We start from the raw sequence: 1702 nt of genomic DNA, 5'->3' as shown, positions 1-1702 counted from the left end.
CTAAGGGCTTGCAGGGAATCAAGGTGTTGCTTCCTGTCCTGAAGCTCGTTGGTGTGGCATGCGCATCCCGGATGAGACTCGTGACCAACTCGCTGTGAAGTTCGCGGTGTTGCTCCCGCATCTGGACGAGCGCCAGCGACGGCTGTTGATGGCTGCGGAGGCCCAGGCCTTGGGACACGGCGGTGTCCGGGCCGTGGCACAGGCCGCGTCGGTCAGCGAGACGACCGTCCGCAAGGGCGTGTTCGAACTCGAAGCCGGTGAGGAGCCGTTAGGGCGGGTGCGGCGTCCTGGCGGGGGCCGCAAGCGAGTCGTGGATCTGAATCCGGGGCTGCGGTCGGCACTGTTGGCGCTGGTCGAACCGGACGTACGGGGTGACCCGATGTCGCCGCTGCGGTGGACGGTGAAGTCCACCCGCACGCTGGCGCAGGAGCTGACCCGGGCCGGCCACCGCATCAGCGCCGACACCGTCGCCGACCTGCTGCGGGAGGAGGGCTTCAGCCTGCAGGCCAACGCCAAGACCATCGAGGGCAGCCAGCACCCCGACAGGGATGCCCAGTTCCGCTATCTCAACGAGCAGGCCCGCGCGCACCGGGACGCCGGCCAGCCGGTCATCAGCGTGGACACCAAGAAGAAGGAACTCGTCGGCGAGTTCAAGAACAACGGCCGCCAGTGGCGGCCGACGGGTGAGCCGGTGCCGGTGAACGTGCACGACTTCACCGACCCACAGCTGGGCAAGGCCGTCCCCTACGGGATCTACGACGTCGCGGCGAACACCGGCTGGGTCAACGTCGGCACCGATCACGACACCGCCGCGTTCGCGGTCGAGTCGATCCGCCGCTGGTGGCACGGCCAGGGCCAGGCTGCCTACCCGCAGGCGGCACGGCTCCTGATCACCGCAGACGCGGGAGGCTCCAACGGCTACCGCACCCGGGCCTGGAAGCTCGAACTCGCCCGCCTCGCCGCCGAAACCGGGCTGATGATCACCGTGTGTCACCTGCCGCCCGGCACATCGAAGTGGAACAAGATCGAGCACCGGCTCTTCTCCCACATCACCATGAACTGGCGGGGCCGCCCGCTGACCAGCCACGAAGTCATCCTGCAGACCATCGCGGCAACCATCACCCGCACCGGACTGCGCGTGAGCGCAGCACTGGACACCAACACGTACCCGACCGGAGTCCGTATCGGTGACGCCGAGATGGCCGCACTGCCGCTGACCCGGCACGCATTCCACGGAGAGTGGAACTACGCCCTGCACCCACAACCCCGCCCTGCTGTTCGGGCGGCCCGGACTCCACCGGAGCCCGCCCGGCGGTGGAACCAGGCCCTGCTGTCCGATCCCGCCCTGACCGGCATGTCCCGGCAGCAACTGGCCGACTTCACAAGGACGTTGATCCCCGACGGCGATGCCCGACGCGGCCGTCCACCCCGGCTCGCCTTCCCCGAACAGATCCTGGCCACCGTGCTCCATCTCCGGGTCGCCCTGGCCGCTGAACCTCTCGCCGTACTGTTCGGCAGCAGCCGGACCGCGATGCACCGCACCCTTCTGAAAAACAGAAGACTCCTCAAAACACACGGCATCGTCATCCCACCGGCGACGACGCCACCCGTCGTCCTTGCGGCCCTCCACGCTCGGGTCCTCGCTCAAACTGGCGAGCCCCAAAACAAGATCAAGACGACGCGTTAATGATCTGCAAGCCCT

The 1702-nt window shown here is 67.7% G+C and carries 1 protein-coding gene; it reads left to right on the top strand.

Features of this window, described 5'->3' with window-relative positions:
- Positions 1 to 58: 58 nt before the first annotated feature.
- Positions 59 to 1687, top strand: a complete 1629-nt coding sequence (locus tag ACWIHT_RS47200; RefSeq protein ID WP_456174828.1) for an ISAzo13 family transposase — start codon at positions 59 to 61, stop codon at positions 1685 to 1687.
- The last annotated feature ends 15 nt before the right edge of the window (positions 1688 to 1702 follow it).

The organism is Streptomyces sp. NPDC002276, assembly GCF_053891435.1.
Note: the sequence above shows the minus strand (reverse complement) of the source record. Positions and strands in the feature narration are given on the sequence as shown.